Origin of the sequence: Nocardioides sp. URHA0020 (assembly GCF_000620705.1) — a bacterium.
Classification (GTDB): domain Bacteria; phylum Actinomycetota; class Actinomycetes; order Propionibacteriales; family Nocardioidaceae; genus Nocardioides.
The window spans coordinates 408,632-431,166 of sequence record NZ_KK211168.1; the positions used below are offsets into that span (position 1 = coordinate 408,632).

The 22,535-nt window shown below is 71.3% G+C and carries 23 protein-coding genes and 1 pseudogene; 8 read left to right on the plus strand and 16 right to left on the minus strand.

Annotated features, from left to right (window positions below; all coding sequences use genetic code 11):
- Positions 1 to 173 precede the first annotated feature (173 nt).
- From N542_RS0113680 to N542_RS0113700, 5 genes are all read right to left on the minus strand, one after another.
- Positions 174 to 818: a flavin reductase family protein gene (locus N542_RS0113680; protein ID WP_231482642.1), complete on the minus strand. Its 645-nt coding sequence runs from the start codon at positions 816 to 818 to the stop codon at positions 174 to 176.
- A gap of 13 nt (positions 819 to 831) precedes the next feature.
- A complete protein-coding gene (hsaC, locus tag N542_RS0113685; RefSeq protein ID WP_028644401.1) occupies positions 832 to 1,731 on the minus strand; it encodes an iron-dependent extradiol dioxygenase HsaC in 900 nt (299 codons plus the stop codon).
- Positions 1,728 to 2,624: a 4,5:9,10-diseco-3-hydroxy-5,9,17-trioxoandrosta-1(10),2-diene-4-oate hydrolase gene (gene hsaD / locus N542_RS24865; protein WP_036507774.1), complete on the minus strand. Its 897-nt coding sequence runs from the start codon at positions 2,622 to 2,624 to the stop codon at positions 1,728 to 1,730. Before hsaD ends, hsaC begins: the two co-directional genes overlap by 4 nt.
- A 1-nt stretch (position 2,625) precedes the next feature.
- The gene (hsaA, locus tag N542_RS0113695) at positions 2,626 to 3,792 is read right to left on the minus strand and encodes a 3-hydroxy-9,10-secoandrosta-1,3,5(10)-triene-9,17-dione monooxygenase oxygenase subunit (RefSeq protein ID WP_028644402.1); all 1,167 of its coding nucleotides are present in this window, start codon (positions 3,790 to 3,792) and stop codon (positions 2,626 to 2,628) included.
- Between the two features lie 123 nt (positions 3,793 to 3,915).
- Positions 3,916 to 5,418 carry an FAD-binding oxidoreductase gene (locus N542_RS0113700; protein ID WP_028644403.1) on the minus strand — a complete coding sequence of 501 codons (1,503 nt, stop codon included), beginning with the start codon at positions 5,416 to 5,418 and terminating at the stop codon, positions 3,916 to 3,918.
- Between the two features lie 71 nt (positions 5,419 to 5,489).
- On the opposite strand from N542_RS0113700, the gene N542_RS0113705 reads away from it, so the two are divergent.
- Entirely contained in the window at positions 5,490 to 5,966 is a 477-nt protein-coding gene (locus N542_RS0113705) for a hypothetical protein (protein WP_028644404.1), read from the plus strand.
- On the opposite strand, the gene N542_RS0113710 is transcribed toward N542_RS0113705, so the two are convergent.
- On the minus strand, positions 5,945 to 6,559 hold the full coding sequence (locus N542_RS0113710; protein ID WP_028644405.1) for a hypothetical protein: 615 nt from the start codon (positions 6,557 to 6,559) through the stop codon (positions 5,945 to 5,947). The two genes, N542_RS0113705 and N542_RS0113710, sit on opposite strands and share 22 nt — an antisense overlap.
- A 137-nt stretch (positions 6,560 to 6,696) precedes the next feature.
- Here N542_RS0113710 and N542_RS26710 point away from each other — a divergent pair, with 137 nt between their 5' ends.
- Positions 6,697 to 8,073 carry a helix-turn-helix transcriptional regulator gene (locus tag N542_RS26710; protein WP_051551759.1) on the plus strand — a complete coding sequence of 459 codons (1,377 nt, stop codon included), beginning with the start codon at positions 6,697 to 6,699 and terminating at the stop codon, positions 8,071 to 8,073.
- A 19-nt stretch (positions 8,074 to 8,092) separates the two neighbouring features.
- Here N542_RS26710 and N542_RS0113720 read toward each other — a convergent pair whose 3' ends face one another.
- Both N542_RS0113720 and N542_RS0113725 read right to left on the minus strand, forming a co-directional pair.
- The gene (locus tag N542_RS0113720; RefSeq protein WP_028644406.1) at positions 8,093 to 8,416 is read right to left on the minus strand and encodes a transcriptional regulator; all 324 of its coding nucleotides are present in this window, start codon (positions 8,414 to 8,416) and stop codon (positions 8,093 to 8,095) included.
- The gene (locus N542_RS0113725; protein WP_028644407.1) at positions 8,413 to 8,877 is read right to left on the minus strand and encodes a hypothetical protein; all 465 of its coding nucleotides are present in this window, start codon (positions 8,875 to 8,877) and stop codon (positions 8,413 to 8,415) included. The genes N542_RS0113720 and N542_RS0113725 overlap by 4 nt, the downstream gene beginning before the upstream one ends.
- A gap of 131 nt (positions 8,878 to 9,008) precedes the next feature.
- Here N542_RS0113725 and N542_RS0113730 point away from each other — a divergent pair, with 131 nt between their 5' ends.
- Together N542_RS0113730 and N542_RS0113735 are read left to right on the plus strand one after the other, a co-directional pair.
- Entirely contained in the window at positions 9,009 to 9,407 is a 399-nt protein-coding gene (locus N542_RS0113730) for a VOC family protein (protein WP_028644408.1), read from the plus strand.
- A 118-nt stretch (positions 9,408 to 9,525) separates the two neighbouring features.
- Positions 9,526 to 11,145, plus strand: coding sequence for a methyl-accepting chemotaxis protein (locus N542_RS0113735; protein ID WP_028644409.1), 1,620 nt, complete (start codon positions 9,526 to 9,528; stop codon positions 11,143 to 11,145).
- A 55-nt stretch (positions 11,146 to 11,200) separates the two neighbouring features.
- Here the strand turns inward: N542_RS0113735 and N542_RS27555 are convergent, their stop codons facing one another.
- The 4 genes from N542_RS27555 to N542_RS28365 form a co-directional block, all read right to left on the minus strand.
- Positions 11,201 to 11,368, minus strand: a complete 168-nt coding sequence (locus tag N542_RS27555; protein ID WP_155993058.1) for a hypothetical protein — start codon at positions 11,366 to 11,368, stop codon at positions 11,201 to 11,203.
- A gap of 83 nt (positions 11,369 to 11,451) precedes the next feature.
- Complete coding sequence (locus tag N542_RS0113745; protein WP_028644410.1) at positions 11,452 to 11,925, minus strand: SRPBCC family protein; 474 nt, start codon at positions 11,923 to 11,925, stop codon at positions 11,452 to 11,454.
- An 82-nt stretch (positions 11,926 to 12,007) separates the two neighbouring features.
- Positions 12,008 to 12,466, minus strand: coding sequence for a tRNA (cytidine(34)-2'-O)-methyltransferase (locus N542_RS0113750; protein ID WP_231482678.1), 459 nt, complete (start codon positions 12,464 to 12,466; stop codon positions 12,008 to 12,010).
- 71 nt (positions 12,467 to 12,537) lie between these two features.
- Entirely contained in the window at positions 12,538 to 14,115 is a 1,578-nt protein-coding gene (locus N542_RS28365; RefSeq protein ID WP_028644412.1) for a phospholipase D family protein, read from the minus strand.
- Between the two features lie 155 nt (positions 14,116 to 14,270).
- Between N542_RS28365 and N542_RS0113760 the strand changes: the two genes are divergently transcribed.
- Entirely contained in the window at positions 14,271 to 16,070 is a 1,800-nt protein-coding gene (locus N542_RS0113760) for a hypothetical protein (protein ID WP_051551760.1), read from the plus strand.
- 49 nt (positions 16,071 to 16,119) lie between these two features.
- Here the strand turns inward: N542_RS0113760 and N542_RS0113765 are convergent, their stop codons facing one another.
- The 4 genes from N542_RS0113765 to N542_RS0113780 all read right to left on the minus strand — a co-directional run bounded on the left by N542_RS0113765 (position 16,120) and on the right by N542_RS0113780 (position 19,401).
- On the minus strand, positions 16,120 to 16,323 hold the full coding sequence (locus tag N542_RS0113765; RefSeq protein ID WP_028644414.1) for a cold-shock protein: 204 nt from the start codon (positions 16,321 to 16,323) through the stop codon (positions 16,120 to 16,122).
- 206 nt (positions 16,324 to 16,529) lie between these two features.
- Positions 16,530 to 17,612 (minus strand): 4-hydroxy-2-oxovalerate aldolase, encoded by a 1,083-nt coding sequence (gene dmpG, locus N542_RS0113770; RefSeq protein WP_036507777.1) that lies wholly within the window; start codon positions 17,610 to 17,612, stop codon positions 16,530 to 16,532.
- 54 nt (positions 17,613 to 17,666) lie between these two features.
- Positions 17,667 to 18,584, minus strand: a complete 918-nt coding sequence (locus N542_RS0113775) for an acetaldehyde dehydrogenase (acetylating) (RefSeq protein ID WP_028644416.1) — start codon at positions 18,582 to 18,584, stop codon at positions 17,667 to 17,669.
- A gap of 19 nt (positions 18,585 to 18,603) precedes the next feature.
- Entirely contained in the window at positions 18,604 to 19,401 is a 798-nt protein-coding gene (locus tag N542_RS0113780) for a 2-keto-4-pentenoate hydratase (protein WP_028644417.1), read from the minus strand.
- A gap of 35 nt (positions 19,402 to 19,436) precedes the next feature.
- Between N542_RS0113780 and kstD the strand changes: the two genes are divergently transcribed.
- The 3 genes and pseudogenes from kstD to N542_RS27880 form a co-directional block, all read left to right on the plus strand.
- Positions 19,437 to 21,101 (plus strand): 3-oxosteroid 1-dehydrogenase, encoded by a 1,665-nt coding sequence (gene kstD / locus N542_RS0113785; protein ID WP_028644418.1) that lies wholly within the window; start codon positions 19,437 to 19,439, stop codon positions 21,099 to 21,101.
- Position 21,102: 1 nt separating this feature from the next.
- On the plus strand, positions 21,103 to 21,984 hold the full coding sequence (locus N542_RS0113790) for a MaoC/PaaZ C-terminal domain-containing protein (RefSeq protein ID WP_028644419.1): 882 nt from the start codon (positions 21,103 to 21,105) through the stop codon (positions 21,982 to 21,984).
- Between the two features lie 73 nt (positions 21,985 to 22,057).
- Positions 22,058 to 22,535 (plus strand): annotated as a pseudogene (locus N542_RS27880) (hypothetical protein); the annotation flags it as partial.

Below are 22,535 nucleotides of genomic sequence, written 5' to 3' on the forward strand. Positions count from 1 at the left end.
CCCGGACGTGGCGCGGGACACGAGCGTCCTGCCCCTGAAGGGACCGCCCGCAGCCCGGTCCGCCGCCGCCGTCCGCCACCCGTTCGTCCGCACGCCATGAAACTCATGCTGGGACGACAAAGCTTCGTCGTCCCAGGAGGAGTTTTGTCGGCCGGCCGACAAAACTCCACCAGTCAGCGCGCGTCGGTCGTGCGGTACTTCCCCTGGAAGAAGAGCAACGGGTCGGCGTCGAGCTCGTCGGTGTTGAGGTCGACCACCCGACCGATGACGACGTAGTGGTCGCCCGCCTCGTGCACGGTGTGGATCGTGCAGTCGACGTGAGCCAGGGAGCCGGCCAGGATCGGTGAGCCGGTCACCGCGGAGGGCGTCCACGTCACGTCGCCGAACTTGTCGGCGCCCCGGCTGGCCATCGTGTTCGAGAGCGTCGCCTGGTCGGCGGCCAGGAAGTTCACGCAGAAGCGCCCGGAGCGCTGGATCAGCGGCCAGGAGCGCGAGCTCTTGGCCGGAATGAAGACCACCAGGGGCGGCTCGAGGGAGACGCTCGAGAAGGACTGGCAGGTCATGCCGACCGGCTCGCCGTTGCTGATCGTGGTCACGACGGTGACGCCGGAGGCGAAGCGGCCCAGCACGTCGCGGAAGAGCCGCGCCTTGCCGACGGCGTCCGGATCGTCGTGGACGGCGACGTCCTCGCCGGGCCGGAACTCGAAGTCGACGTCCTGGTCGCCGAGCCAGGAGTTGATGAGCTCGGGGCTCGGCCAGGTCTCGCGGGCGTCGGGGCTCATGCCGTCCGGGACGTCGCGACCGGTCTGCGGGCTCATGCGAGCAAGCGTCTCACTGCGAAGCGCCGAAGTTGTGGCCCCAGTACGACACGGCGGTCGACTCGCGCGCGACCCACCTGCTGTCGTCGACGGTGAGGCCCTCGGTGCCGAACTCCACGTCGAAGCCGCCGGGCGACTTCACGTAGAAGGAGACCATCTGGTCGTTCATGTGGCGCCCGAGCGTCGCCGACAGCGGCGCCCGGTGCTTGCGCACCCGCTCCAGGGCGCGGCCCACGTGGTCGAGCTGGTCGACCTCGAGCATGATGTGCACGCACTTCGAGGGGTTCGGCATCGGCAGGAAGGCCAGCGAGTGGTGCCGCGGGTTGACCCCGAGGAAGCGCAGCCAGACCTTCGAGCCGGGCTCCTTGCCGACGAACTCCCCCGGCATGCTCATCGAGTCGCGCAGCCGGAAGCCCAGCACGTCGGTGTAGAACCGCAGGGCCTCGACGTCGTCGAGGACCGGCAGCACGATGTGGCCCATCCCCTGGTCGGCCGTCACGAAGGTGGCGGCGTACGGCGTCACGACCGGTCGTGACTCGTAGGTGATGCCGTGGAACAGCTCGAAGACGTTGTCCCACGGGTCGCTGAACCGGATCAGCTCCTGGACCCGACGCTCGGCGAGCTCGTCCTTGGTGCCCTCCTCGAAGGCGACGCCGGCCTTCTGCAGGTGCTGGCGAGCCTCCTGCAGCGCGCGGTGGTCGGCGAGCTCCCAGCCGACGCAGGAGAGCTGGTCGACGTCGGCCGGGAAGACCACGAGCCGGGCCGACACCTCGTCGATGCGCCAGTACTGGTGGGTGGCGTCGGGACCGCGCCCCTCGGCGAGGCCGAGCACCTTGCCGGCGAAGGTCTTCCACTCGTCGAGGTCCGTGCTGGCCACGCGGACGTAGCCCATGGACCTGATGTCGATCGTCATGACCCCTCCGGTGATCGAGCATGTCGAGATTCGACGTGGCGAGCCAGGAACGCCGTGGAGATCTCGGCGAACTCCTCGGCGGCCTCGATCTGTGCCCAGTGCCCACAGTTGGGGAAGACATGCAGCTGCGCCTTCGGGATCAGCTTGAGCGCGACCAGCGCGCCGTCGAGCGGGTTGACCCGGTCCTCGCGGCCCCAGGTCAGCAGCGTGTGCTTGCGCAGCTGGTGGGCCTCGCGCCAGAGCATGCCGTCCTCGGCGGTCTCCGGGTTCCAGAACGACATCCCCATGGAGCGCATCGCCGCCTGCGCGCCCGGCGCGGTCGCGTCGGCGAACCGCTCCGCGACCAGCTCGTCGGTCACCAGCTCCTGGTTGACCACCATCGTCGAGATGAACTCGCGCAGGCGCTCGGGCGTCGGGTCCGCGCCGAAGCTCATCAGCTTCTGCACGCCCTCGGTCGGGTCGGCGTGGAAGAGGTTGAGCGACAGCCCGCCCGGGCCCATCAGGATCAGCCGGCCGACCCGGTCGGGGTAGGTGAGTGCCAGGCGCATCGCCGTACCGCCGCCGAGGCTGTTGCCCAGCAGGTGGACCCGCTCGATGCCCAGCTCGTCGAGGAGCTTGACGACGTGGTCGGCCGAGAACCGGTAGTAGTTGCCCACCACCGGCGGCTTGTCGGAGTGGCCGAAGCCGGGCTGGTCGACGAGCAGGGTCCGGTACGACGCCGCGAAGTGCGGCAGCGCCCGGCCGAAGTTCGACCAGGCGGAGGCACCCGGGCCGCCGCCGTGCAGCATGACGAGCGGCAGCCTGCCCTCGCCGCCCTCGCCCGCCTCGTAGTAGTTGAGCGTGAGGTCGCCCGCCTTCGCCGAGTGCCGGACGGACTCCTTGGTGAGCGTCACCTCAGTACATCCCCGGGTCGACCTTGTGCCCGAACTCGTGCGCGCCGTACATCTGCAGCGCCCGCTCCGGGTCGTTGGCCGCGTGCACGCGACCGGCGTGGGCGTCACGCCAGGCGCGCTGCAGGTAGGTGCCCTGGGCCAGCGCCCGACCACCGGATGCCTCGAAGAGCGAGTCGATCGCGTCGATCGCGCGCTGGGTGCCGAGCACCTGGTCGCGACGGACCCGCAGCCGCAGCCCGAGCGGGATCCGCTCGCCCTTGGCGACGTGCGCCTGCTCGTCGCGGATGTTGTTGACCAGCAGCGCCCAGGCGGCGTCGATGTCCGACGAGGCCCGCGCGATGCGGACCGCGGCGAACGGGTCGAGCGTGGTCTTCTCACCGAGGTACGCCGCCCGCACCCGCTTCTGCTGCATCTCGACGTGCTCGGCGTACGCGCCGCGCGCCATGCCGATGATGGGGGTGGTGATGGTGCCGGTGAAGATGGAGTGGAAGGGCAGCTTGTAGAGGTCGGAGGGGTTCTGCTCCTGGCCCGGGCCGAAGCAGCGGCCGGTGTCGCCCATCGACAGCGTGAACGCGTCGGGCACGAAGACGTCCTCGACCACGATGTCGTTGGAGCCGGTGCCGGAGAGGCCGACCATGTGCCACACGTCGTTGATCGTGTAGTTCTCGCGCGGCACCATGAAGGTCTTGAAGTCGACCACGTTGCCGTCGTCGTTGAAGACCAGGCCGCCCAGCAGCACCCAGCTGCAGTGGTCGCAGCCGGAGGAGAAGCTCCACTTGCCCGAGAGGCGGTAGCCCCCTTCGGCGAGCTGCGCCTTGCCGGTCGGGGCGTACGACGAGCTCAGCCGGGTGTTGGTGTCCTGGCCCCACACGGCCTGCTGCGCCTCGTCGGAGAAGAGCGCCACCTGCCAGGGGTGCACGCCCACCACGCTGGAGACCCAGCCGGTCGACCCGCAGGCGCCCGCGATGTCACGCACGGCGGTGTAGAAGTCGATGGGGTCCGACTCCAGCCCGTCGAAGCGCTTCGGCTGCAGGAGCTTGAAGAATCCGGTCTCCTCCAGCTCCTTGATGTTGGCGTCGGGGACCACGCGAAGGCGCTCGGTCTCGTCGGCCCGCTCGCGGAACGAGGGGAGCAGGTCGCGAACACCGTCGAGCACAGCCTGGGACATCGAGATCTCCTGTCGTGGTGGGACCCCTCAATACTAGAACACGTTCTCGTTTTGGTCGAGACGAGACCGCGCGCCGCGACGAACCTCTCGTCGGCCGCCGCGACGACGACCGCCGGGCGGCCCTCAGAAGCCCTGCGGCTGGGTGAAGAAGTGCTCCGGGTCGTACGTCGTGCGCACGCGTCCGAGCCGGTCCGCGTTGTCCCCGAAGTACGCCGCGCGGTAGTCCGTGATGGTGCGGTCGGCGTAGTTGACGTAGGCGTGGTCGCCCCAGTGCGGGAGCATCGCGTCGCGGAACCCGTGCACGTAGGCGTCCGCATCGCGCGCACTGCCGGGCGGGAAGGTCGCGGTGTACTGCACCGTCGCGAGCGCCTCGCGATGGACGAAGGCGGTGTCGCCGGGCTGCAGGTCGCGGACCCTGCCGCCCAGGGCGTCGATCGAGATGCCTGCCTCCTTGAGACCGGAGTCCTGCGCCAGGTGCACCCGATCGAGCAGGTCGCCGATCCCCGCGGCGTCGAGCGGTGCGTACATGACGTGCGAGGTCGCGGCGAACGCCTCGCGGGCCCCCGACCCGGCGAAGGCCCTCATCGCGTCGAGGTAGCCGCGGGTGTGCGGCACCCGGCTCGTCGGTGCCGGGACGTGGTCGAGCAGCCCGGCGAGCCGGCCCTCGAAGGCGGACGCCGGGCCGGTCCAGGTGCCCGAGAGCAGCAGGGTCGGCTCGCCTCGATGGCTCTCGCCACCCAGCGCCTTGAGGGTCGACCACAGCCGGTCGTCGGCGCCCGGCGCCCACTGCTGCCAGGCCTCGATGACCTCGCGCGCGGCCGAGAACGGCCACGCCAGGTAGATCGTGCTGAGCGTCGGCGCGACCGAGGTCTCGACGTCGAAGGACGTCACCACCCCGAGGTGTCCCCCGCCTCCCCCGCGCAGCGCCCAGAAGAGATCGGGCTCCTTGTCGTCGCTCGCCGTCCGCAGCGTGCCGTCGGCGGTCACGACCCGCATCGACCTCACCGCGTCGCAGGTCAGCCCCAGCGCGCGCGTCAGCACTCCGACCCCGCCGCCGAGGGTCAGCCCGCTGAACCCGACGGTCGGGCAGGAGCCGCCGGCGATGGCGCGACCTCGCCGGCCCACCTCGCCGTACACGTGGGCGAGGGAGGCTCCGGCGCCGACCGTGGCCGTGGTGCCGTCGAGCCGGACGTCGTCGAGGGGGCGGCAGTCGATCACCAGCGCCCGCGGCCGGCCCCCGCCCGACCAGCCCGGATAGCTGTGTCCCCCGGAGCGGAGGGCGACGGGGAGGTCGTGGTCCTGGGCGAACCGCACGCCGGTCGCCACGTCGTCCGCGGTCGCCACGGACAGCACCCCGAGCGGTCGCTGGTCGTCGTACCGCGGGTTCTGCAGCCGCCGGACCGTGTCGTACGTCGGGTCACCCGGGCGTGCGAGGGTGCCCTGCACGTGACGTCGCAGCTGCGCCCAGTCGACCCTGGCGGCGCTCGACGACGACGCCGTCGGCGAGGTCGTCAGCGACGGAGCGGCCGTCGGCTCCGGTGGGGCCGCCGACGGAGCGGACGAGCACGCCGACAGGGCGCCGACGATGCCGACCCCGAGCACTCCTCGCCGGGTCCAGGTCGTCACGCGAGCACGCTAGCGATCCGCGATCCGGCCACACATGTCGACGCGCGACGAGGTTGCTGGATGCTGGTGCGGTGAACACCTGGGAGAACAGCGGGCCGGTCGCCTCAGAGAGCCTGGACGCGCTTATGGCGGCGTTCCTCTCGAGCGTCTCTTTCGCCAGCGGCCACCGTCCGGACTACGACGGGATACGCGCTCTCGTCATCGACGCAGGACTGCTGATCAAGAACGTCGGCGGCCAGACGGAGGCGTCCACGGTCGAGGAGTTCATCGCCCCTCGCCTGAGACTCGTCGACGACGGGATCCTCACCGAGTTCCGCGAGGAGGAGGTGTCGACCGAGACCCTCGTCTTCGGGACGGTCGCGCACCGTTGGAGCGTGTACGCGAAGTCAGGCGTCCAGGGCGGCACGGCATTCTCGACACGCGGCGTCATCCTCACCCAGTTCGTCGAGACGTACGGCGGCTGGCGCATCAGCTCGATGACCTGGGACGACGAGCGACCGGGTCTGACGCTCGCCGACATGGTCCGTCACACGCGCCCAGGGAACTGACGGCGTCGGGGCTCTGGATCGACCACGAACGGTCGCGTCCAGATGAGGCTGCCGAAGCCGACGACGAGGGCGATGTTGACCGCGACGGCGAGCACCGCGACGTTGCCGATGTGCGCCACCGGCCAGGCGAGGCTGGCCACCAGGACGGTGACGCCCTGCCAGCGGCGTCCGAGCCGGGTCAGCGCCCAGGCGATGAGCGCCATCGACAGCGGGAAGAACAGTCCGAAGGGCTTGATCAGGTTGGCTGCGCCCGGTCGGTCGACCAGCTGGGTGTCGCCGAGCGACTGGTGGATCGCCTCGAAGCCGTACGCGGCGCTGCCGACGAGTCCGACGAGACCGGTGAAGAGGATCCGGGCGGCGAGCCGAGAGTCCGGCCGCAGCCACGAGGCGACGCGCAGGACGACGAAGCCGTAGCCGGTCGCCCCGAGGACGTGCAGCACTCCTGCGGTCGGGTCGTCCCAGCCGCGGACGGCGTACGTCGTGTCGGCGGCGAGGAAGAGCAGCGGCGCGACCAGCAGCGCGGCGTCGAGCAACCGGTCGGTGGGCGTGGCCCCGACGGCGTGGTGGGGACGGAGCTCGGGAGTGGTGGTCATGTCGCCTCTTCGGTGGTGGGGGGCCGACCTCCACCGTGGGCGCCGTGCGGCATCGCCGCCACCGGGGGAATCCCTGCGGTGCCAGGTGCAGGGTTAACCCTGGACCGCACGCGGCGCTCCCGTGCCACGATGAGCGCGTGACCCGTACCGACTCCCGGGGCCTGCGTGGCGTGGTGCCGCTGCTGCTGGTCAGCCTGGTCGTCGTGATGGTCGCAGCGGGGATGGCGCGAGGCATCTGGGTCGCCAACCTGCACAACGGGCTGCTGGCCATGGCGCTCACGGGCGTCGGCGCCTACGTGCTCCTCCAGCGACCGGGGCACCGCGAAGGCGTGCTCCTGCTGAGCGCAGGTGTGGTCGAGGGCGTCATGTTCCTCGGCCGCCAGGTCGGCCACACGAGCTCGTCGGGCGCCATCTCGTGGTGGGGATGGCTGGGCGTCTGGCCGCTGGTCGTCGCACTCGCGCTGACCACCTTCGCGGTGATCGGCTTCCCCGACGGACGACTGCCGTCGCGCCGGTGGCGCCCGGTCGCGGCCGTGGTGGTGGGGCTGACCCTGGTCTGCGCGACCCTCTCGGCGACCTCGCCGGTCGAGTACGCCTCAGCGGGCGTGCGCACCGCTCATCCGATCCGCGCGGTCGCTCCGGACCGGGTCGACGCGCTCTGGTCGGGGATCGCCCATCCTCTCTACTTCGGCCTCCAAGTGCTGTGGGTGCTGGCCCTGGCGGCCAGGTGGCGGGCGGCCGACGGCCACGTGCGACGCCAGCTCGTCTGGCTCGTCGGTGCCGCCGCGATCTCGGTGGTGGCCCTGGTCGTCGGACTCGCCGGCTGGGCCACCCCGGTGCCGGGGCTGATCACCGCAGCGCTGCTCCCGGTCGTCGCCGGCTGGGCCATCGTCCACGGTCAGCACGTCGCGGCGTACTCGGCTCTGACCTGGCTGTCGCGCACCGGTGCGGCGTCCGAGGACCTGCCGACCGACCTCGCCAGGGCGGTCGCCGAGGCGTCGGCAGCCGACGGCGCTGCCCTGTGGATGGGACCCGAGGACCACCTGCAGGTCGTCGGCCTGTGGCCCGAGACGGGTGCGGACCTGCGCGCCGAGGAGCTCGCGTCACTGCAGGGGTCTCCCGATCTCCACGTCCGCGTCGTGCAGCGGCACGGCGCGGTGACCGGCGCGCTCAGCGTCAACCGACCCCGATCGGACCGCCTGTCACTCGCGGAGGACCGGCTCCTGGATGACCTGGCCTTCCAGGCCGCCCTGGTGATCGAGCACCTCAACCTGTCCGACGTCATCGCCGGCCAGCGGCGGGCCGGTCACCTCGACGGCCTCAGCCAGCGCGAGCTGGACGTCCTCGAGCTCATGGCCCGCGGCCTGTCCAACGCGGCGATCTGCGACGAGCTGCACCTGAGCATCAAGACCGTGGAGCCGGTCGTCAGCGCCATCTTCACCAAGCTCGGCCTGCACCCCGCAGCGACCAGCAACCGGCGCGTCCTCGCGGTCCTCGCGTTCGTCCGGAGCTGACATCGACGAGCGAGGCCTGCTACTCGTGGCCGTCGAGCGCCGGCGCGGTGTCGCTCGCCGGGCCGATCACCTGGCGCAGGGCGGCGACGTGGCCGTCGTACGCCTCACGACCGGTCGGGGTGAGCCGGGCGCGGAGCTTGCGACGACTGCCCACGAGGTAGCGCTCGGTGGCGACGTACCCCGCGTCCTCCAGCGTCGCCAGCTGCTTGGACAGCGCCGAGTCGGAGAGCGCCAGCCGGTCCTTGAGGAAGGCGAACTCGGCCCAGTCGGCGGCGGCGAGCGTCGCCACGAGTGCCAGTCGGGTGCTGGGGTGGATCAGCTCGTCGAAGCGTGCGGCACTCATGCGTGGGCCCACCGGCGGAGCACCCGCAGGATCTCCGGCCCGCCGAACCCGACGACCGCGGCGACGAAGATCCCCGCGAAGGTGCTGGCGTGCTCGGCGCCGTCGGCGTCGAGGACGAGCGCCACGCCGATGGTCAGGGCCACCAGCGCCACGAGCATGCCGACCACCACCAGGGGCAGGCGTCGGCCCGCGGTCTCGGCGCTGACCTGGACGCCACCGGTACGGCGTCGGCCGCTGAGGAGCCTGGAGGCGACAGCGGTGTGCACGGCGCCGAACGCGACGGTCGCGACGGTCGCGAACCACGCCGGGGAGACTCCCCCGACCACGCCCAGCACGACCCAGCCGGCGGCCAGCAGCCACCAGTACCACCGTGGCAGTCCTACCTCCGCGGCCACGCCGCGGCGCGCCTGGTCGATGGCTTCCAATGCTTCTCGAGCTTCGTTGTGGGCGATGGGCTCCATGGCCGACTCCTTGTTTCCGTGTAGGAAAGAAGGATGTTCTTTCCCGGTAGGAAAGTCAACCCCCTCGGGCCCCTCGCGCTCGGACACCCACGCAACGACGACCGGTCGACGGGTGACCTAGCGTGAGCGTCATGGCTGCTCACTGGACCCTCGGCTGCGACGCCAACGATCCCCAGCTCCTGGCGGACTTCTGGGCCGCCGCCCTGGGCTACGTGCCCGAGCCGGGCTACGAGGACCGGGACGGAGCGTCGATCGTCGATCCGGACGGCGTACGTCCCGCCATCAGCTGGCTGCGGGTCCCGGAGGGGAAGACCGCGAAGAACCGCCTGCACATCGACATCCGGGTCGCGGGTGCACCTCCGTGGGACTGGGCCGCACGAGCCGCGCTCATCGAACGCACGGTGAGCACGCTGGTCGCCGCCGGTGCCACCAGGGTACGCGAGGAGACCTACCGGGATGCGGAGCACCTCGAGGTCCTGGGCCACGTCGTCATGCTCGACCCGGAAGGCAACGAGTTCTGCGTCGCCTAGCGGCGGCCGGTCCGGTCATCGAGCGAGGAACTGACGGATTTTCCTCAAGCAGGCGGTGTCTCTCACCGATGGAATGTGCGGGCACCGCACGGGCCCGACCCCATTCTCGGAGGAACACATGTCAGTCAACCCGTCGCGCCGCTCTCCGGCGTCACTCCTCGGCCAGCTCCCTGTCCGCGCGAAGGTCCTGGCCGCGGTCGCGGTGACCGCGGTGGTCGCTGCCGTGGTGGGGGTCATCGGCCTCCAGGCGCTGGGCGGGGCCGCCGACCAGGCCCGAGGCATCTACAGCGACAACGTCAAGGGAGTCGCGAACCTGGCGGTGATGGACCGGGCGCTGGGCGCCATGCGCAAGGACGCCCGGGACGCCCTGATCCTGCCCGACCCCGACGACGCGACGGCCGCGCTGGACAAGGTCGGGACGGACTACGACGAGTTCAACCAGGGGGCCGACGCCTACCTCGCCAGCGGCACCGATGCGAAGGGCAAGGAGCTCTTCGACGCCCTCCAGGCCGACGGCGCCGCCTACCTGAAGATCCAGCAGACCGTCATGAAGCCGCTGGCGATCGACAACGACATCGCCGGCTGGCTCAAGGCCAACGACGAGCAGGCCGGTCCCGCGGCCGCCCAGCTCACCGAGCGCCTCGACGCGCTGTCCGACCACGAGCTCGCCCGAGCCAACGCGGCTGCTGACGAGGTCGACTCGTCGTACTCGTCGAGCCGCAACCTGATCATCATGCTGCTCGTCGTCGGCATCGCCCTCGCGCTCGCCCTCGGCTGGCTGGTCTCCACGGCCCTGAGCCGGGACGTCGCCAAGGTCAAGACGGTGGCCGACGCCCTCGCCGAGGGCGACCTCACCCGACGCGCCGGCGTCACCTCCCAGGACGAGGTGGGCCGGATGGCGGCCAGTCTGGACATCGCCACCGACAAGCTGCGCGCGCTGATGAACTCGGTCATGTCCTCGGCCGACGCGGTCGCCGCGTCCTCCGAGGAGCTGTCGGCCTCCAGCCAGCAGATCGCGGCCGGTGCCGAGGAGACCTCGGTCCAGGCCGGCGTCGTGGCCGGTGCCGCGGACGAGGTCTCGCGCAACGTGCAGACCGTCGCCGCCGGCGCCGAGCAGATGGGTGCCTCCATCCGCGAGATCGCGACCTCCGCCAACGACGCGGCCCGCGTCGCCACCCAGGCCGTCGTGACGGTCGACGCCACCAACGAGACCGTCGCCAAGCTGGGCACGTCCTCGCAGGAGATCGGTGCGGTCGTCAAGACGATCACCTCGATCGCCGAGCAGACCAACCTGCTCGCACTGAACGCCACGATCGAGGCCGCTCGGGCCGGTGAGGCCGGCAAGGGCTTCGCGGTCGTGGCCAACGAGGTCAAGGAGCTCGCGCAGGAGACCGCCCGGGCCACCGAGGACATCGCCCGTCGGGTGGAGGCGATCCAGGGCGACACCGGCGGCGCCGTGATCGCGATCGGCGAGATCGCCCAGATCATCACCTCGATCAACGACTACCAGCTGACCATCGCCTCGGCGGTGGAGGAGCAGACGGCCACCACCAACGAGATGTCGCGCAACGTCGCCGAGGCCTCCACCGGCTCGGGCGAGATCGCCGCCAACATCTCCGGTGTCTCCGCCTCGGCCGAGTCCACCACCCAGGCGCTGTCCCAGGTCCAGACCGCCGTCAACGAGCTCGCCCAGCTGGCCGGGTCGCTGCGCACCACGGTCGGCCAGTTCAAGGCCTGAGCTGAGGTCCCGCCCCGCCCGGGTCGACGTTGCTGCGTCCGGGCGGGCGGGTCGCTCACCCCTCGGACAGCCCCATCTCCTCGCCCGCACCCGCCTCGGCCGCGAGTCCGTCACCGTCCGCCCGGGCATCGAGCTCGGCCTGCACGTCGGTCATCCGCTGTCGCCGCTCGGCGTCCTCGGTCTCCGCTTCCGAACCTGCCTCGTTGTCGCTCGTCTCGCTCATGCCGTCCTCTCCGGTGTCCCTCGACAGGGGTGCGGGCGTGCACCTGACAGGTCAGTACCCCCCTGACGGAGGTCATGCTCGCGCTACACGGCGCCGAGGACGTCGGGGCTCTCGCAGGCCCGGGCGAACGCCGCGATGCGGGCTCGGATCTCGCGGCCCAGCAACCACCGGCCGATCGGGTCGGCGACGGGGCTGAGCCACGCCGGTCGGGCCGACCACGTGTACTTCCACACGGCTCGGGTCCCCTCGACGCCGTCGCGCTCCTCGGGGGTGAACCGCCAGCCGCCGCCGAAGGTCGCGAAGAACCAGGGCCCCTTCTCCATCGTCATGCCGACCGACGTCGGCGGACGGTAGGAGACGTAGCGACTGATCATCGTCGGACCGATGCGTGCCCTGGTCAGGGTGCGGACGTCCTTGCCCGGCCGCTCGGCGTCGATCAGGTGCTGGTGACGGATGAACGGATCCCACGTCAGCCGGAGCTCACCGGTCGTCTGCGAGACCGCGAACGCGGTGCCCGGCAGGACCGGGACCCACGCCTCCGCTACGACCTGGGGCATGGGCCGCAGCATGTCACGGCACGCTCGGACCGGACGCCCCGACCACGGTGCCGACGCGTCGTGGGCCGACGGGACCGGCCGCTCACTGTGCGCCGGGGAACCCCTGCTGGCGCCACGCCTCGTACGTCACCACGGCGGCGGAGTTCGACAGGTTGAGCGAGCGTCGACCGGGGATCATCGGGATCCGCACGCGCTCGGTGACGCGGGGGTGGCTGAGCACCTCGTCCGGCAGACCGGTCGGTTCGGGTCCGAAGAGCAGCACGTCACCCGGCCGGAACTCGATCTCGGCGTACCAGCGGCTCGCGTGCGCGGTGAAGGCGAAGACCCGCGCGGAGGCCAGCGGCTCACCGGCGAGAGCGGTCTCGAGGTCCGGGTGCACCACCACCGACGCCAGGTCGTGGTAGTCGAGACCCGCCCGCTTGAGCTTGGGCGCCGCGAGGTCGAAGCCGAGCGGCTCGACCAGGTGCAGGGTGGCGCCCGTCCCGGACACCATGCGGATCGCGTTGCCGGTGTTGGGCGGGATCCGGGGCTCGAGGAACATCACGTGGAACACGCTGCAGGCTATCCCGGCGCCCGCAGGCCGACGGACGCGCGCCGCGGGCCCGGATCGCGTCAGAAGTCGTCGTCGCGACGCAGGGGCTTCGGGCGTCCGTCCGGGTCGTGCACCAGCTGGTAGAACGGCCGCGCGAGCAGGCGGGTCACGGGCCCGACCTCGGGCGGTGCGAGCCGGCGGAGGCGGCCGGGCGGTCGTGGCCCGCGCCGCCCGCCGGCGTACCAGCCGTCCAGCGCGTCGGCGCAGCTCGCGTACGTCGCGAACAGGTCGGCCGGCTCCACGCAGTCCGCCATCGCGTCGTCGGGATCGCGGTCGAGGTGCTCGGCGGCCAGGGCCAGGCGCAGCGAGCGCGCGTAGGTGCCGGCGGTGTCGATCACGACGGCGGAGAGCTCGGAGTCGTGGGTCCACGAGCGCCGGTTGAAGTTGTCGGACCCGATGCTGGCCCAGGTGTCGTCGATCAGGCAGGCCTTGGCATGGACGTAGATCGGCGTGCCTGCGGTGTTCTCGATCCCGTAGACCGCGACGCGCCCCGGCGCGACCCGCATCATGTCGAGCATGGCTCGGCGCCGCCCGACCAGCTGGGCGGTGCGGCTGAAGCCCTCGACGTCCGGGTGCAACGGCACCACCGCCACGACGTACAGGTCGGGGTGGGCCCGCAGCGCCTCGCTGAAGACGTTGCCCACGTGGCTGCCCCACAGGTACTGGTCCTCGACGTAGATCAGCCGTCGCGCGCGCTCCACCGCCTTGGTGTAGCCACGGGCCACGCTGCGCTCGCCGCCGCGCGCGAACTGGTAGTCCCGGCCCTGCCGGAGGTTCGGGTACGTGCGAAGCAGCTGGACCACGTGGGTCCCGTCGGGCACCGGTGGCGGCGGGGGCGCCTGCTCCGGGAGCGGGTCGGGCGTCGTGTCGAGGCCGCGCAGCTTGTCGCGGAGCAGGATGACCGGGCTCCGGCTCAACGTCGTGGGGTCCTCCCAGCGCTCGCGGAAGACGGTCTCGACGTCGTGCACCGCCGGACCGGTGATCGCGGCCTGCACGTCGTGCCAGGGCGGCGTGTCGCCGTACTCGTCGGCCATGTCGCCGAGCGCCTGCGGGTCACCGCCGTGGTCTCGGTCGTCGCGACGTGAGTGGCACAGGTCGATGCCACCGACGTAAGCGATGTCCCGGCTCGGGTCGTCGCGGTGCCGGATGACGACGAACTTCTGGTGGTGGGAGCCACCGGTGCGGACGCGCATGTCCAGGATCGCCTCGGCGCCACGCTTCTGCAGGGCGCGGCCGAGACGGAGGTTCTCGTCGGAGCTGAAGCCGATCGCGCTGCTGTGCGAGCGCCACACCAGACCCCGGACGTCGACCCCGCGCTCGTCGGCGCGGCCGAGCACCTCGACCACCTCGCTGCCCGGCTCGCCGGTCAGCCGCTCGTCGGCGTCGCCCTGCCAGTCGCTGAAGAGCACCAGGTCGCCCGCCCGGGTCGCCTCGATCCGCTCGTACAGCTCCGCGAAGTACACCGCGCCGTGCACCAGCGGACGGACCAGGTTGCCCTCGGACCAGGCCTCGTCCCGCGGGTGGACGTCGTCGAGCCTGGTCGCACTGTTGCCGCGCTCCCGCTTGGTCAGCAGCCAGTCGCTCAGGTGGTCGGACACCGGGTCAGTCTGCCTCAGCCGGTGGACGGCGCCGCACCTGCCGACGCGTGCGAGGGCGTGCAGGGCCGGGGCGCCGCGTATCCAGCACGCCGCCGACCCGCTCCTCCTGGGTGCCACGCCTCATCTCGGGCCTGGCCGACCTGAGGAGTGACGCCATGTCCTACACATTCACCGGCCGACTGATCGGCATGCTCTGCGACGACTGCTCCGAGCCGCTCGTCGGCGCGACCGTCCACCTCGTACGCCGTGTCGGCGGAGCGACCAGTCGCGACGCCGCGGCCGACCCGAAGCAGACCGTGGTCGTGCTCGAGGAGTCGAGCGCGCAGGCACGGACGGCCGACCGGCTGGGCGAGGCGGTCGTCGGCGATGACGGCACCTTCCGGGTCGAGCTGGCGGAGCCGTACGACGGCGGCGAGGCCTTCGACATCGACATCCTCTGCGGCACGATGACGGGGCACCGGGTGCCGCCGAAGCCGCTGTCGTTCACCCTGACGACGCTCGCCCCGAGGTGGCGCGAGACGCAGGGCGGCTTCGAGGCCGCCTGGTCCTACGAGATCCCCCACCGCACGTGGTGCGGGATCCGCGGCCGCATGGGCTGGTGGTCGATCTGCGGTCACGTGCGCGTGTGCGAGTCGAAGATCGCCGTACCCGGGGTGAAGGTCAGCGCCTTCGACGTCGACTGGCTGCAGGATGACGCTCTCGGCAGCGCCGTGACGGACGCGAGCGGGCACTTCCGCATCGACTACTCCCCCGATGCCTTCGCGCGTACGCCGTGGTCGCCGTGGATCAACGTCGAGCTGGTGGCCGGACCGGACGTCTACTTCCGCGTCGACGGCCCCACCGGCGTGCTCTTGCAGGAGCCGCCCGCCCGCGGGCGGCAGGCGGACCGTCAGAACGTCGGCCCGTGCTTCTGCGTCGACCTCTGCGTCGACGACGCGCCTCCGGGCACCGATCAGCCCTACCCGTGGTTCGACCACATCGGTGGCTACAAGACCGTGACGGGGTTCGACAGCGCGTCCGGTGGCACCGGGCGCACCTTTGGCGACGACCGGGCCTTCTACGCCGGCCTGCGGCTCAACGGCGTGCTCGGACGGCAGTTCAGCAACCAGCCCGCGGAGTATCGCTTCGAGTACGACGCCGGTGCGGGTTGGCAGCCCGTGCGAGCCGCCCAGATGGTCGCCGTGCAGATCGGCACGTGGCAGCGTCTGACGGGGTCGTTCCCGCCCGTGGAGACCAAGTCGGTCGTCGTCCTCGGCGCCAACGGACCGGACCAGATCGCGGTCGCGCCGGACGCCGACGGCTGGGTGGCGGTGCCGCAAGACAACAGCCTGACCACCGGCCTCTTCGTGCCCAACAACAACCTGATCGGCCTGGCGAGCGCCACCATCTCGGCCCAGGTGCACAACCTGTCCGGGGTCGTCGCCGGGCAGAGCACCAGCCCCGCCGGGCTCGCCGCCGACGAGTACGTCGCGCTGCGGATGGTGCTGCGTGTCGCGGGCCAGCCGGCCACCCAGGTCCAGGCCGGGATCGCCGAACGGGTGGCGCTCGCCAACACGACGTACGACCAGGTGCAGAAGCAGGGCTCCTGGGTGCCGGCTCGGGTCGACAGCCAGCTCGGGGCGGTCAGCATCGACGTCCAGCAGCTGGTCGGCCACGGCTGCGCCCGCATCACCGACGCGCTCGACGTGAGCTACACCGCCGCTCACCCCAACCTGGGCGGCATGGCGCTGACGATCACCGGACCGGGCGGGCCGTACCACTACGCCCTGCCGCCGATCGGGGAGGACTACTTCGGCACGGTCAGCACCCTGCTCAACAGCGCGGACCTCCCGGTCGTGATCTCCTCACTGCCGAAGTGCAGCTACATCCTGGAGGGCTCGATCGGGCTGCTGCTCACCACCGGCGACTCGGCGCCGCTGCCCATCGGCGACCAGATCGCCTTCACCACCCAGTGACGCACGAAGGGCCCCGACCGCAGCAGCGGTCGGGGCCCTTCGAGTGAGATCAGGAGACGCGGACGTTCTCAGCCTGGGGACCCTTGGGGCCCTGGGCGAGGTCGAACTCGACCTTCTGGTTCTCCTCGAGCGACTTGTAGCCACCGGACTGGATCGCGGAGAAGTGGACGAACACGTCCTCGCCGCCACCATCCTGGGCGATGAAGCCGAAGCCCTTGTCAGCGTTGAACCACTTGACGGTGCCCTGAGCCATGATCTGATCCTTTGTTTACGTGCCGGGGGCACTGTGCCCCGAGCCGCTGAAGACATCCACCTGTGCTGATGTCCAGCGAACCGAAAACCAGGAGTACGAGATACAAGCCGCAACACGGTGTGCGGCGAGGACGACTTGCAGAGCCGTCCCTTCAACGATCCACACGATACTCCACCCGCGGGCAGTTCGGGCCTTCGGCGCACCGACTAGGAGTTGGCGGCGGCTTTGTCCTGCTCCGCCTTGAGCATCAGCGCGATGTCGATGAGCTGGTCCTCCTGACCGCCGATGAGCTTGCGGCGACCCGCCTCGAGCAAGATCTTCGCGCCGGAGACGCCGTACCGCTCGGCCGCGTTGCCCGCGTGCTTGAGGAACGACGAGTAGACCCCGGCGTACCCCATCATCAGGGTCATCCGGTCGAGCTGGCACTCCTCGGGCATCGCCGGCCTGATGACGTCCTCGGACGCGTCGACGATCGTCAGGAAGTCGATGCCGGTCCGCCAGCCGAGCTTGTCGCAGACCCCGACGAACGCCTCGAGCGGCGTGTTGCCGGCACCGGCGCCGAAGCGGCGCACCGAGCCGTCGATCTGGGTCGCACCCGCGCGGGCGGCGATGACCGTGTTCGAGACGCCGAGGCCGAGGTTCTCGTGGCCGTGGAAGCCGACGGTCGCCTCGTGGCCGATCTCGGCGACCACGGCGGCGACGCGGTCGGCGGTCTGCTCCATGACGAGAGCGCCGGCGGAGTCGACGACGTACACGCACTGGTTGCCGGCGTCGACCATGATCCGCGCCTGCTTGGCCAGGACCTCCGGCGGCTGGGTGTGGCTCATCATCAGGAAGCCGACGGTCTCGAGGCCGAGCTCGCGGGCGAGACCGAAGTGCTGGATCGAGGTGTCGGCCTCGGTGCAGTGCGTGGCGATCCGGCAGATCTGCCCGCCGTTGTCCTGCGCCGCGCGGATGTCGTCCTTGGTGCCGACACCGGGGAGCATCAGGAACGCGATCTTGGCGCGCTTCGCGGTCTCGGCCGCGATCCGGATCAGCTCCTGCTCGGGCGTCCTGGAGAAGCCGTAGTTGAACGACGAGCCGCCCAGACCGTCACCGTGGGTCACCTCGATGACGGGCACGCCGGAGCCGTCCAGCGCCTCGACGATGTCGTGCACCTCCTGCGCGGTGAACTGGTGGCGCTTGTGGTGCGAGCCATCGCGCAGGCAGGTGTCGGTGAGGCGGAGGTCCAGCCCGCTGTCCGGCTGGGTGTCGGACCAGGTGCGCTCGAGGGTGTTGATGTCGCTCATCTGGAGGTCCCTTCGGACGTGGTTGCGGGGGTCGTCGCCAGCGCTCCTCGCACCTCAACCACCGGAGGCGAGGACCGAGCGGGCGATGTGCTGGCCGACCTGCGTGGCCGCGGCGGTCATGATGTCGAGGTTGCCGGCGTACGGCGGGAGGAAGTCGCCCGCGCCCTCGACCTCGACGAAGACGCTGACCTTCGTCTGGCCGCGGGTGGCCGGTGACGGGTCGTCGATCTGCGGCTCCTGCAGCAGCCGGTAGCCGGGGACGTACTCCTGCACCGCCTTCTCCATCGCGAAGATGCTGGCGACGATCGCGTCGCGGTCGGCGTCGGGCGAGACGGCGCAGTAGATCGTGTCGCGCATGATCATGGGCGGCTCGGCCGGGTTGAGGATGATGATCGCCTTGCCCTGCTGGGCGCCGCCGATCGTCTCGACACCGGCAGCGGTGGTCCGCGTGAACTCGTCGATGTTGGCGCGCGTGCCCGGACCGGCCGACATGGAGGAGACCGAGGCGACGATCTCGGCGTACGACACTCCCCCGGACGACTGGGCCCCGCGGGTGACCGCGGCGACCATCGGGATCGTGGCCTGGCCGCCGCAGGTGATCATGTTGACGTTCATCGCGCCCACGTGCTCCTGGCCGTTGACGGGCGGGATCACCGCGGGCCCGACCGCCGCCGGCGTCAGGTCGATCGCGCGGATGCCCGCCTCCTCGTAGCGCGGCGCGTACTCGCGGTGCACGTACGCCGAGGTCGCCTCGAAGATCAGGTCGGGCAGCACGTCCTGCTTGAGCAGCCAGTCCACGCCCTCATGGGTCGCCTCGAGCCCCTGGCCCGCGGCGAGCCTGAGCCCCTCGGACGACGGGTCGACGCCGATCATCCAGCGCGGCTCGATCACGTCCGACCGGAGCAGCTTGTACATGAGGTCGGTCCCGATGTTGCCGGGCCCGACGATGGCTGCGGTCAGCTTGGTGGACATGGGTCTCACTCCTCGCGGGTCAGTCGACGAACTGGACGCTGAGCGGTGCGAAGCCGCTGATGGTCGCCACGACCCGGTCCCCCGGGGCGAACGGCACGAAGGGTCCCAGGGCCCCGGACAGGATCAGGTGGCCGGCGCGCAGCGGGTCGCCGAAGCGGTAGGCCTGGACGGCGAGCCACCGCAGCGCCTCCAGGGGGTCACCCAGGCACGCGGCGCCGGTGCCGGAGGAGCGCTCCTCGCCGTTGATGGTCAGCGACATGGTGACGTCGACCGGCTCCAGCGCGTCGAGGCCGCGGCCCTCGGTGCCGACGACGAAGAGGCCGCTCGAGGCGTTGTCGGCCACGGTGTCGGTGAAGCCGATCGCCCAGTCGGCGATCCGGGAGTCCACGATCTCGAGCGCCGGGAGCGCGACCTCGACCGCGTCGCGGACCAGGTCGATCGTGATCTGGGACTCCTCCGCCGGGTCGATGTCCCGGGCGAGCACGAAGGCGACCTCGCCCTCGACCCGCGGCTGGAGCAGGGTCCGCATCGAGATCGGGTCGTGCGAGCTGACGTCCATGTCGTCGAGCAGGTAGCCGAAGTCGGGCTGGTCCACCCCGAGCTGCCGCTGCACCGCCTCGGACGTGGCGCCGATCTTGCGGCCGACCACGGAGGCGCCGCCGGCCAGGCGGGCCTGCACGAGTCCCTGTTGCACGGCGTACGCCGCGGGCAGGTCGTCGGTGCCGATCAGATCACGCACCGGCGCGCACGGGACCCGCGTCGCCAGCGCCTGCGAGAGTCGCGTCACGGCCGCCGCGATCGAGTCCTGGGAGGTCACGGGAGCAATAGTAGAACCTGTTACAGTTTCTCGCCATGGAGACCCCCCTGCCCACCGAGGTGGACGTCGTGGTCGTGGGCGCCGGTGGCGCCGGCATGACCGCCGCCCTGGCCGCGAAGTCGCGCGGTCTGCAGACCGTGCTGGTCGAGAAGAGCGCGTACTTCGGCGGCTCGACGGCACGCAGCGGTGGCGGGGTCTGGATCCCCAACAACTACGCGCTCAAGGCGGCCGGTCAGGGCGACGACCCGGCGACGTCGAAGCAGTACCTCGACTCGATCGTCGGCGACGTCGTGCCGAAGGTCCGGCGCGACACCTACCTGGACCGCGGGCCCGAGGTCATGGACTTCATCCGGGAGCGGACCCCGGTCCGCTTCACCTGGGTGCCGCAGTACGCCGACTACCACCCGGAGGCGCCCGGCGGCCGGCTCGCGGGCCGCTCCTCGGAGCCGATCCCGCTCGACGCGCGCTTCCTCGGCTCCGAGCTCGAGCGGTTGCACCCGGCGTACACGAAGGCTCCGGCGAACCTCATCGTCACGCAGGCCGACTACCGCAAGATCAGCCTCGGCCTCCGCACGATCAAGGGTCCGCTGACGATGGCGAAGGTGCTGCTCAGGCGGATCGTCAGCCTGATGCGCGGTCAGAGGATGTACGCGATGGGCAACGCGATCGCGATCGGCCTGCGCCAGGGCCTCATGGACGCGGACGTGCCGGTCCACTACGAGACCGAGTTGACCGACCTGGTCATCGAGGACGGTCGCGTCGTCGGCGTCCGCGTGCTGCGCGACGGCGTCGAGTCCGTCGTCCGGGCCCGACGCGGCGTGATCCTCGGCAGCGGAGGGTTCGAGAAGAACCTCGAGATGCGCGAGAAGTACCAGCCCCAGCCGACGTCGGTCGACTGGACGACCGGCTCGCAGTTCAACACCGGCGGCGGCGTGCTCGCCGGCATCGCCGCGGGCGCCGAGGTCGACCTGATGGACGACTCCTGGTGGGGTCCGACCATCCCGCTGCCGTCCGGCCCGTGGTTCTGCCTGGCCGAGCGCAACCTGCCCGGCTCGATCATCGTCAACCAGGCCGGGCGGCGCTTCATGAACGAGGCACTGCCGTACGTCGAGGCCGTGCACGAGATCTACGAGGGCGAGGCCACCGGCGTCGGGCACGTCCCGGCCTGGATGATCATCGACCAGCGCTACCGCAACCGCTACCTCTTCGCCGGGCTCTCGCCCCGGCAGCCCTTCCCCGGTCGGTGGTACAAGAACGGCACCGTCAAGAAGGCCGACTCGCTGGCGGCGCTGGCCGCCGAGATCGACGTGCCCGCCGACGCCCTGGCCGCGACCGTCGAGCGCTTCAACGGCTTCGCCCGGACCGGCACCGACGAGGACTTCCACCGCGGCGAGAGCGGCTACGACAAGTACTACTCCGACCCCACCGTCAAGCCGAACCCGTCGCTGCACGTGATCGACCAGGGGCCCTTCTACGCCGTGAAGATCGTCCCCGGCGACCTCGGCACCAAGGGCGGTCTCGTCACCGACGAGAAGGCCCGCGTGCTGCGGCCCGACGGCTCCGCCATCCCGGGCCTCTACGCCGCGGGCAACGTGTCGTCCGCCGTCATGGGGCGCACGTACGCCGGCCCCGGTGCCACCATCGGCCCCGCACTGACCTTCGGCTACCTCGCCGCAGAGACCATCTCGCAGGAGTCCTGAGGTGCCCATCGACCCCGACGTCGCGATCGGCGCCGAGCTCGGCTCGCTCGACTTCTCGTGGTCGGAGAGCGACGTGCTGCTCTACCACCTGGGCATCGGAGCGGGATCGAAGCCGGGCGACAACCTGTCGGCCATGGCGCTGCGCTGGACGCTGGACGGGCCAGGTCTCCAGGTGCTGCCGTCCTTCGGCGTGGTCGCCCCGACCTTCCACCAGACCGACCCGCCGCCGCTCGACCTGCCCGGGTGCGACATCAACCTGGCCCAGGTCGTCCACGGCGCTCAGTCGATCGAGGTCACGGGCCCGCTGCCGACCTCGGGCTCGGCGACGGTGACCACGCGGATCAGCGAGATCTGGGACAAGGGCAAGGCCGCGGTCATCTGGCAGGAGGGCGTCGCCACCGCCCCGTCCGGCGAGCGGCTCTGGACCACCCGCTCGTCGATCTTCGTCAAGGGCGAGGGCGGCTGGGGCGGCGACCGCGGCACCTCGACGCCGGTCGAGATCCCCGACCGCGAGCCCGACGCGGACACGACGTACGACGTGACCCCGCAGCAGGCGCTGCTCTACCGCCTGTGCGGTGACCGCAACCCGCTGCACGCCGACCCGCACTTCGCGAGGGGTGCCGGCTTCCCGGCACCGATCCTGCACGGTCTCTGCTCCTACGGGATCGCGCTGCGCACGCTCACCGAGGACCTCCTCGACGGCGACGCGACCCGGGTGTCGAGCTTCGGGGTGAAGTTCGCAGGCGTCGTCTTCCCGGGCGAGACCATCCGCGTGCGCGGCTGGCGCGAGGACGGGCGGATCGTCGGCTCGGCGAGCGTCGCGGGCGGCGAACGTGACGGCGCACCGGTGCTCGGGGACGTGCTCCTCACGACGCGCGGCTGACTTGCGGCGAACCGCAGACGCGGGCACGTCGCGCGTGCGAGAGTGACGGCGGCCGACCGAGTCGAGGAGCGCAATGTCGAAGACGTTCGCACCGGGCAAGAAGCAGCCCCTAGGTGAGCAGCTGACGACACCGGAGGCCGAGCCGGCGTCCCCGGCGCTACCTGCGCCGCTGCCCGTGGTCGGCGACCGAGCCGTGCCGCAGGGCGTGCCCGCGGCACCATCGATCGTGCGCCGCCTGCGCCCCTCGGACGCTGGCGGCCCTGGCCGTCCCCGGAGCAACGACGTCACCGGTCCCGCGCCCGGCATCATCGGTCGACCGCGGGGCACGCACGTCACCGGCCCGGCGCCCGGTCCGGCCACCCGTCCGCGGAGCAACGGCCACCCAGCGCCGGCGCCGCCGCGGGCCGCCGTACCGCAGCCAGCGCTGACGCCTGCACCGCCGGCACCCGTCGGGCTCAACTCCAACTACGACGGCCCCCAGGACGAAGGGCCCGCCGAACCGGCCGGGCTCAACTCCAACTACAACGGCCCCCAGGACCAAGGGCCCGCCG

What these genes read in the sequence shown, in the direction of transcription:
- N542_RS0113680 (WP_231482642.1), bottom strand. Translation starts at nt 818, where the DNA reads ATGAGCCCGCAGACCGGTCGCGACGTCCCGGACGGCATGAGCCCCGAC.
- hsaC (WP_028644401.1), bottom strand. Translation starts at nt 1,731, where the DNA reads ATGACGATCGACATCAGGTCCATGGGCTACGTCCGCGTGGCCAGCACG.
- hsaA (WP_028644402.1), bottom strand. Translation starts at nt 3,792, where the DNA reads ATGTCCCAGGCTGTGCTCGACGGTGTTCGCGACCTGCTCCCCTCGTTC.
- N542_RS0113710 (WP_028644405.1), bottom strand. Translation starts at nt 6,559, where the DNA reads ATGACCACCACTCCCGAGCTCCGTCCCCACCACGCCGTCGGGGCCACG.
- N542_RS0113720 (WP_028644406.1), bottom strand. Translation starts at nt 8,416, where the DNA reads ATGAGTGCCGCACGCTTCGACGAGCTGATCCACCCCAGCACCCGACTG.
- N542_RS0113725 (WP_028644407.1), bottom strand. Translation starts at nt 8,877, where the DNA reads ATGGAGCCCATCGCCCACAACGAAGCTCGAGAAGCATTGGAAGCCATC.
- N542_RS0113730 (WP_028644408.1), top strand. Translation starts at nt 9,009, where the DNA reads ATGGCTGCTCACTGGACCCTCGGCTGCGACGCCAACGATCCCCAGCTC.
- N542_RS0113735 (WP_028644409.1), top strand. Translation starts at nt 9,526, where the DNA reads ATGTCAGTCAACCCGTCGCGCCGCTCTCCGGCGTCACTCCTCGGCCAG.
- N542_RS27555 (WP_155993058.1), bottom strand. Translation starts at nt 11,368, where the DNA reads ATGAGCGAGACGAGCGACAACGAGGCAGGTTCGGAAGCGGAGACCGAG.
- N542_RS0113745 (WP_028644410.1), bottom strand. Translation starts at nt 11,925, where the DNA reads ATGCCCCAGGTCGTAGCGGAGGCGTGGGTCCCGGTCCTGCCGGGCACC.
- N542_RS0113750 (WP_231482678.1), bottom strand. Translation starts at nt 12,466, where the DNA reads ATGTTCCTCGAGCCCCGGATCCCGCCCAACACCGGCAACGCGATCCGC.
- N542_RS0113760 (WP_051551760.1), top strand. Translation starts at nt 14,271, where the DNA reads ATGTCCTACACATTCACCGGCCGACTGATCGGCATGCTCTGCGACGAC.
- N542_RS0113765 (WP_028644414.1), bottom strand. Translation starts at nt 16,323, where the DNA reads ATGGCTCAGGGCACCGTCAAGTGGTTCAACGCTGACAAGGGCTTCGGC.
- dmpG (WP_036507777.1), bottom strand. Translation starts at nt 17,612, where the DNA reads ATGAGCGACATCAACACCCTCGAGCGCACCTGGTCCGACACCCAGCCG.
- N542_RS0113775 (WP_028644416.1), bottom strand. Translation starts at nt 18,584, where the DNA reads ATGTCCACCAAGCTGACCGCAGCCATCGTCGGGCCCGGCAACATCGGG.
- kstD (WP_028644418.1), top strand. Translation starts at nt 19,437, where the DNA reads ATGGAGACCCCCCTGCCCACCGAGGTGGACGTCGTGGTCGTGGGCGCC.